We start from the raw sequence: 7,997 nt of genomic DNA on the forward strand, positions 1-7,997 counted from the left end.
GAAACAACCTTTTATCCATCTAAATACCATATTTATCGCCTCCAATATAATATTGCATCTTTTCCATTATTTGGCAAAACCTTTGTTAACAGTGCCTAATATCTGCGTGCTTATTATCTTTTTCTTTTGTCATTATCTTTCTTCCTAAATTCGTTATTTATTACAGATATAGTCTCTTTACCTATCTGGATGGTAAACATCTTAGAAATAGTATTGACCATAAAGTATTTGTTCATTTTTCTAGAGATTAATTTACTACTACCATTTTTATACAGATCGGCTGCAAAGAATACGGGTGCTATTTTTAAATCGTCATTAAAGTGGAAGAATGTTCTCACACCATCATCAAAAACTATCGATGGTACCAGTTCTTTAGGGCCTCTTATGGAATAGTTAAAATTATTTGGTGTATCCTCAAAGACCAAATTTCCTTCCAAGAATTTTGATAAAGACGGAGTATCTTCAGATTCATCGGTATAAAAAAACCTTACAACATATGCCAATTGTGCATCATACGCATCTCCTAATGATCTTGACTCAAGCTCAAACTGATACGTCCTTTTATTTGTTATAATTGTCATATTTGTCATAACCGTGGTTTCAAGCGGTTTTATAAATAACATGTTTCCAAATGGAGAGAGCTGCCATGCATAGCTATCACCTACAGAAATTGTTTCTACTCGTTCATCTTTCTGAAATTCAAGTGTGGTTTGATAGCCATAATTTAACACTATCCTAAAAATCTCATTTTTACTATATACAAGCGTCTTTATCCTGCTATCTGTAGGTACTGGTCTTTCAGCTGCAAATAGATTGCATCCACAGATAATTAAGAAAGTTAAAGCTATGAAGCTCCTTTTTTTAAGATCTCTCATCTTCTATTCTATATAAAGTAACCTGAAACCCAAGTGGGTTTATCATTCTTTCCATGTTGTTCATTTCAATATTTTTGAATTCAAATTCCATAAACACAATTTTATCGCTTTTCATACCAATATTCCCCATAACCTCACGTAATAGCCTAACTTGTACAGAATTTTTAGTTGGAAATATCATAGATTTTAAAGAAACCTTTATGCTGCTTGCATTACCATATAAGTTATAGGGGCTTTTAGGGTTTGCAATACCAAATTTAGGTCTATAGTCTCCATAATATACATCTGGTGAAGAGAGTACCCTTACTGTATTCATAAAATTAAAACTATACGTAGAATTATTATACTCTTCTCGTGCGGTTATATATTGCCATATCAAGCTTCTCCTAACTGCTTCGTCAGCAGAATACATTTGTATGGAAACGGGTTCTACAACAGTAGGTACGCCAGTTTTTTTTTCAATCTCTATTATAAATGGTTCAACAGATTTTGTGCTTCTGAGATACCTAATCGTCATTATCGATACAAACATCACCAAAAGCAGTATAACGGTAATAAGTAGCAGCAAATTTCTCTGTACAAGTATAGAGCCGTATCTATCATTGGACCAAGTTTTAAAGCTATACCCCTCCTTACTCTGCGCAGCTTGAGTCTTATCAGGTTGCGCAGAATGGTTATCCTTAGTTAGCTTTTGTAACAGTTTTTTAATAAGCATAATAAAAGCTTTTTTATAATCATTATTACTTGCTAATATGGATAAAATTATTTTGTGCAAATTCCCAATTTGCAAGTACATCTAAAAATTTATCTAAATAATCTTTTCTATTGTTTTGATAATCAAGATAATATGCGTGTTCCCAAACATCTATAGTCAAGATTATCGAATATTCTGCAGAATTAGGGAGATCGGCATTTGCAGTTTTAAGTACTGATAATTTAGATTTATTATGATCCCAAACTATCCAAACCCACCCACTGCCAAATTGAGCGAGCCCATGCTTAACTAATTCTGACTTTAATCCATCGTAGCTGTCAAAATCTTTGGTTATTTGGGATAAAAATTCACCAGTTGGTTTTTTAGATTCTTTTTTCATGCATTCCCAATAAAAAGCATGATTCCAGCTTTGTGCAACATTATTAAACAATCCCTGCAAATTTTTGTCTTGTCTGGATTTTGCGATTAATTCCCCAACACTTAGAGATTCCAGCCCGTTCTCTAAAATTATCTTATTTGAGTTATCTATATATATCTTATGATGTTTACCATGGTGAAATGATAAGGTGGTAGATGATATATATGGTTCTAGCTCGTTACTTTTATAAGGTAGCTCCGGGAGCGTTAATGGAAATTTAGAGTTCAAATTTAGCATAGTGTACCTAATACATTGATTCCAAACACAAGCATTTAACTAGATTAAAGCTGTATTACATATAATAGTCAATCTACAACTCTTTTTCTCGGCTCTCAATAGATGTCTTAAGATACTTTATCATTTCATTTTATGTAAACTGAAGAAGTTAATCTAAAATTTGAGGACTATGGAAAATAAAAGACTATGTTCATCAAAGTTCTTTTCTATATTTAATTTTATAATAGAGAAGCTTCCTTTAAATTCTAGGCCGTTTTCTAGATATAGCCGCGCTCCTTGCATCATACCATTACTAGATATTGTTGTTATGATAGGTAGTATGGCAGGATCCAGGATTTCACCCTTCAGACTGATTATCGTAAAGCTCTTTGCTTTATTAAAAAGAAATATTGTATCTTTGTTATAGCAATCTTTTTCAAAAAAATTGTTATGTATATTGAGATCGATTAATTCTAGGTTGCATAGGTTGTACTTCGTGTCTTCATGTAGAAAACTGATAATGCATTCTGTTTTCATATTTTTCTTCTAAAATAGTTATCAATAGCGTGAGCTCATACAATGTGATATCGCCCTTTTGGCTTTCTAATTCAGATAAAACTAGAACATTATTCACTGACTCATTAGTTTCTCCTCTTTGAATTATAAACGCACTAAAATGATCTAATATTTTTAATATTAAACTTTTTTTATGTTTTTGAGAGATAAATTGTACACGTAATTTATATTCCTTTTTTAAGGTAGTGTTAAATTTTTTAATTTTGATTAACTCTATTCCAAGTGCTTTTATAAAACCTTCTTTAGCATATTCAGTTTGATAGTAATTGTTGATAAAATGAGTTATATTCATTTCTATAAAGTTTGAAATTTTAAGTATACTCATAGGCTGTTATATATATATAATCCCTATCGTTGATTAGGATCTTGTGTATTTTACAGACTTTATTATCAAATTTTAGACGCATATCTACGCTAATTTTATAGGGGTTGCGTAATAGGTTACGTATTTTAATTTTATATATTCTATAATCAGAAAGTTCGGATTTTTTGGATTGTATGCTCTCTATATTTCCCCATAGATAAAACTTTTCTTCCCAAAGACTGTCTTCAAATAGCTCTTGATTCTTAACACTTCCTTCAAATTTAATTAATTTATTTAATTCGCTAATCATAATGACATTTCTTTAAATTTTCTAAAAATATCCGTTTGCATAACATATCCTCTCTTTTCATAAGAGAATGCTATGTGCTCAAGTATAGAACCTTTTACTGCTTGAAATGCTAAATTTTCTTCTAGTAATCCAGCTGTATATATAATCTCTATTTGACTTTCTGATTGAATGTTTGCATGTAGTACACCATTTTTAATTTTGTAATTTCCTTCATAATTGAGTCCATTTAATAAAAATTTTTCTATCTTAAGAATTGGTAAAATTGGAAAGAAGAGTATTGTATGTGCAAAATTTTCATATTTTATCTGAATTAGTTTCTTATTTGGCGATATTCCAGTTTCGTTTTGAAAACTGCTCAGGGAAAAATGCATTAATTGTTCAAGTAATGGCTCTTCATCATTGCTAGCTTTTACATAATTTTTTATTTCTTCCATTAAAATAGGGAATCGATCCTCTTTTAAAACTGTAACTGATCTCATCTTATTATAAAAAGATAAATATATTATCTTTTTATCTCTATATTTTTATCTCTGTAAGGTATTGCTTTAGTTATTTAAAATTACGTAATGTATGACCATACAAAAAATACATGCTGGTATAAATATTAAGCAATAAGCGCATATTTTTGCGCAATGAATTACGATTGGGTGAATATTCAGGAGTCTGAAATTTTTGGAAAAGCCATTATTATTATCTCGAATATATGAATTAATATAGGTGGATAGAATGGCGTAAAGGCATGTTAATATATCAAAAATAAATATGTGCTTCATTAATTCTATATTAAGCACAAATAGTAGTTGTATTATGAGAAACGGTAAGAGAATCAATAAATAATATCGAAAACTTAATAAAAGTTCCCTTTTAAGGATATTAAAAAAAGACCTTAACACCTTGGGGCGTAACTCATATGCTAGGAAGCTCATTTATCTAAAATCATCTAATGAGATATTTATTAATTCAAAATTCTCTAAGTGAATAGGGCGCATAGCTGTTAAAATTACTATACCATTTTGGTAACATCTGCTTTTTATTAGTGTTTGTAGCATATCAGAAGATTCATCATCTAATTCTAAGAATGGCTCATCTAAAAGCCATAAAACGGCAGGGGATAACAGTAACCTAGATAAATTCAGTCTCTTTTGAACCTTATATGAAAGAGTTGTAACTTTGCTTTTTAGATATTTTTCTAATTTTAAATAAGATACAGCCGCCTCTATTTCTGATTCCATTGTATACATAGAGGCAAAAAATTTAAGATTTTGAAAGACTGAAAGTTCTTTATCTAAAAGCATATGATATGGCATATGGAGAATAAGCGCTCTGTAAACGCCAAGTGCATCTCCTATACTAACCCCATTATAAGAAATATTTTTAAAGGCATATTCTTTTTCCCCTAAGAGTGTATCTATTAAAGTAGTTTTTCCGGATCCGGTGCTACTATAAAAGCAAATACAAGAACCTTTGGCCATAGAAAGGCCAAGATTTTTGATTAATAGGTTTCCATTAACCTCTATGTTTAGATTATCAACAGCTAACATTATCCTTTTTTGGGTTTTTTATTTTCAAAGTAGCTTTTGCCCTTCAAATTTGCAACATATAACATGACCTTTGCAACCGCGTTATAATACCTAACTGGTATCATTTGCTCTATTTCTACTTCATTATATAATTTCCTAGCAAGGAGTTTATCTTCAAAGATTGGTATATTTTTGGATTGGCCTATTTTTTTTATCTCTAGTGCAAGTAGATCCGCTCCTTTTGCTATTACCCTAGGGGCCATAAAAGAAGCTGGCGTATATTCTAGTGCAATTGCATAGTGCGTGGGGTTTGTTACTATAACGTCAGCATCTTGTGCTTTTGTGAGTGTCATTTTATTTAATCTCTCGCGCATTATCTGTTTACGCTTTTGTTTTATATCCTGATCACCCTCTGTATTCTTATGCTCATCCTTAATGTCCTGTTTGGACATCTTCAGCCCCTTTATATATTCATATCGTTGATATATATAATCTAAAATTCCTATCAAAAACATAACGCAGCAAGTTGCTATCATGATTTCAGATATTTCATTTTTTAATAATTGGAGAAGGTGAGAGAGGTCTATAGTATATGAGTTTTTTATTACTTTATAATCACTTTTTATTCCAAGGTATATTGCGCACCCTACGAATAACATCTTGATAATCCCCTTAATTAGTTCAACTACAGATTTCATTGAAAAGATTCTCTTCAATCCTGCTATCGGTGATATCTTACTCAGTTTAGGTGTGATTGGATCTAGTGATGTAACTAATCCTGAATGTTGCACCAAATAATTTATGAAGATTAATATAGAGATAATAAGCGCTGGGATAATCACAAATTTCATTATAATGGAAAGTGCATTAAATGCTGCGTTAATCCAAGTTTCATTTGAAAAGCTAAAATTATATATATTTTCAAAATAATATTTTAATGAGAAGAAAACATTCCTAAAATATAAATCTCCTGCCAATAATATAAAAACTGTAAATGAAAGGAAAAGCACAAAGCTTGATAGTTCCTTAGAGTTAATAACCTTGCCCTTTTTGCGCGCCTCTTCAATTTGCCTTGGCGTGGGATCTTCGGTCTTTTGAGAGCTATCCTGTTCTCTTTTTTGCTCCTCTGCCACCTCTTTATAGCCCTAAAAATATAGAAATTTGCTCGTAATGTTTTTCTACAAGCCATTTTGAAAGTACAGGTAGAGTAACTGAAATCATCAATAAGCCTATAATAATTTGTATTGGTAGCATTAGGAAAAATATTTGTATCTGTGGCATAAGGCGAGATAAGACTCCGGCTCCTATAAACATAATTAAGCTAGAAACTATAAACGGTGCAGAAACTTGCAGTGCAATTTGCCAAGCGAAAGACATAGAGCTTACTAATATCTCAACTATGCTAATATTATTTTTAAAAAGTCCACCTATAGGCATGTATTTATAACTATTATATATGGATTCTATAAGGACTATATGCATATTCATACTAAGCAGCAGCACTATCATTAGCATATTCATAAAAATGCCAATTAATGAGCCCTGATCACCCTGTGATACATCAAACATGACCGCTGCCGATATTCCAATACTTGAGCCTATGGCCATCCCGGCAGTATGAATTGATGAGGCAACTATCCTGCACACCAACCCTATAAATAAACCAACAATTATTTCATATATAATCAACACTGTAGTTTCTAAAGTTGTCTTGGGTAACTGAATAGTATTTTCCAAAATTGATGATAAAAATACCGTTGTTATTATTATTAATGCTAATTTTACTAAGGATGGTAATAGCCTCTCTCCAAATATAGGCATCAAAAAAAAGCTACCACCTATCCTGCTAAGTAAAAGAATGGATGTAAAGATTTCTTCAGGGGAAATAGGGGGCAAAGTATACATAGGATTAATTATCCTTCATAATAAATAAGAAACAAATACTTATTAATTTTGACAAGCTTATTTTTATATATAATATTCAATATATTAAGCAAATTTAAAACCAGGCTATGTTATACTTAGTAAGAAAATTAGATGAGAGCATAATAATAGATGATGAAATACACATAAAAGTTATAGAGCTTAAACGTAATTCTGTGAAGCTTGGGATAAAATCTTCCGGCGATCATTCAATCTTACGTGATGAAATACATAGGGCGATTACAAATGAATCAACAATAAAGAAGGATGATGTTGAATCATAAGATGTCAAGATAGTTTGGTGCTATAGATAATAATGTTCTAAATTAGCATCTTGAGTGTTTTTATTTAAGTCTATTCACCATGATATGGTGGCTTATTTTTAGAAGGCGTTAACTAGAAGAGATATATGATATAGCTAAAGCGGTATAAAATGATTACATAAACAGTAATTTTGTTAAACTTAACCCAATGATAATTAACATATTTTCAAAATTAATCATGTGCCATTTTTATGACGCTATGCAAGTGTAAGAATTGTGAATCATCTCATTATATCAAGAGCTGTTATGCAAGTAGAAAACATAGATGCAAGAGTCAGCTATTTGTTGAAGGTTATCCAAGGATGTCAAAATATTATGAGATTAAGAAAGTGTAATATTGTATGCGATTGGCAAATCTTCATATGGATTTACAGCAAAGTTATTTGTGGTAGCCTATAACTGTATAGCTTAATCTGAGAATGCGAATAAATTAAATAGTTCCATAAGTTTTTTGCTTGGCTCACCAGTGCAATAATAACCAAATATACACATTGATATACCGGAGCCCCCCTATAATATGGGCCTAAAAATACTCATATAATGATATAAAATTTAGAGAGTCTTCACATTTAGATAGTTTTTGATAGAATGCTATTAAAATACTCAATTAGGTTGGTTTTAGATGATCATCTGAAACCAGTTACAAAAGTGAAGATACGCATAAGAATGGCCATGTGCGCGGGATTCAGCGCTATAAATATAAAGCATGTGAACTTGAGAATTTTGTGAAGGGAGATCGTCGGTATAACCGTGAAACGGCAGTCAAAAAGGCTCTTTGCGTGATCCTCTACAGCCTTGGGAAAGCCTCATTTTCCAT

10 protein-coding genes are annotated in these 7,997 nt (G+C 31.2%); 1 reads left to right on the forward strand and 9 read right to left on the reverse strand.

The window, feature by feature from the left end:
- Positions 1–113: 113 nt before the first annotated feature.
- The 9 genes from Cyrtocomes_RS04285 to fliR all read right to left on the reverse strand — a co-directional run bounded on the left by Cyrtocomes_RS04285 (position 114) and on the right by fliR (position 6,839).
- Positions 114–875 (reverse strand): TrbG/VirB9 family P-type conjugative transfer protein, encoded by a 762-nt coding sequence (locus Cyrtocomes_RS04285; protein WP_322497966.1) that lies wholly within the window; start codon positions 873–875, stop codon positions 114–116.
- Positions 862–1,650: a VirB8 family type IV secretion system protein gene (locus Cyrtocomes_RS04290; protein ID WP_322497967.1), complete on the reverse strand. Its 789-nt coding sequence runs from the start codon at positions 1,648–1,650 to the stop codon at positions 862–864. The genes Cyrtocomes_RS04285 and Cyrtocomes_RS04290 overlap by 14 nt, the downstream gene beginning before the upstream one ends.
- Positions 1,616–2,245, reverse strand: coding sequence for a superoxide dismutase (locus Cyrtocomes_RS04295; RefSeq protein ID WP_322497968.1), 630 nt, complete (start codon positions 2,243–2,245; stop codon positions 1,616–1,618). The genes Cyrtocomes_RS04290 and Cyrtocomes_RS04295 overlap by 35 nt, the downstream gene beginning before the upstream one ends.
- A gap of 481 nt (positions 2,246–2,726) precedes the next feature.
- A complete protein-coding gene (locus tag Cyrtocomes_RS04300) occupies positions 2,727–3,125 on the reverse strand; it encodes a hypothetical protein (protein ID WP_322497969.1) in 399 nt (132 codons plus the stop codon).
- Positions 3,112–3,414: a phage head completion protein gene (locus tag Cyrtocomes_RS04305; protein ID WP_322497970.1), complete on the reverse strand. Its 303-nt coding sequence runs from the start codon at positions 3,412–3,414 to the stop codon at positions 3,112–3,114. The genes Cyrtocomes_RS04300 and Cyrtocomes_RS04305 overlap by 14 nt, the downstream gene beginning before the upstream one ends.
- Complete coding sequence (locus Cyrtocomes_RS04310) at positions 3,411–3,893, reverse strand: hypothetical protein (RefSeq protein ID WP_322497971.1); 483 nt, start codon at positions 3,891–3,893, stop codon at positions 3,411–3,413. Before Cyrtocomes_RS04310 ends, Cyrtocomes_RS04305 begins: the two co-directional genes overlap by 4 nt.
- A 447-nt stretch (positions 3,894–4,340) precedes the next feature.
- Positions 4,341–4,955, reverse strand: a complete 615-nt coding sequence (locus tag Cyrtocomes_RS04315) for an ABC transporter ATP-binding protein (protein ID WP_322497972.1) — start codon at positions 4,953–4,955, stop codon at positions 4,341–4,343.
- The gene (gene flhB / locus Cyrtocomes_RS04320) at positions 4,955–6,067 is read right to left on the reverse strand and encodes a flagellar biosynthesis protein FlhB (RefSeq protein WP_322497973.1); all 1,113 of its coding nucleotides are present in this window, start codon (positions 6,065–6,067) and stop codon (positions 4,955–4,957) included. The genes Cyrtocomes_RS04315 and flhB overlap by 1 nt, the downstream gene beginning before the upstream one ends.
- A 4-nt stretch (positions 6,068–6,071) precedes the next feature.
- Complete coding sequence (fliR, locus tag Cyrtocomes_RS04325; RefSeq protein WP_322497974.1) at positions 6,072–6,839, reverse strand: flagellar biosynthetic protein FliR; 768 nt, start codon at positions 6,837–6,839, stop codon at positions 6,072–6,074.
- Positions 6,840–6,946: 107 nt separating this feature from the next.
- Here fliR and Cyrtocomes_RS04330 point away from each other — a divergent pair, with 107 nt between their 5' ends.
- The gene (locus Cyrtocomes_RS04330) at positions 6,947–7,141 is read left to right on the forward strand and encodes a carbon storage regulator (RefSeq protein ID WP_322497975.1); all 195 of its coding nucleotides are present in this window, start codon (positions 6,947–6,949) and stop codon (positions 7,139–7,141) included.
- Positions 7,142–7,997 lie beyond the last annotated feature (856 nt).

Source organism: Candidatus Cyrtobacter comes, assembly GCF_034470605.1.
Lineage (GTDB): Bacteria > Pseudomonadota > Alphaproteobacteria > Rickettsiales > Midichloriaceae > Cyrtobacter > Cyrtobacter comes.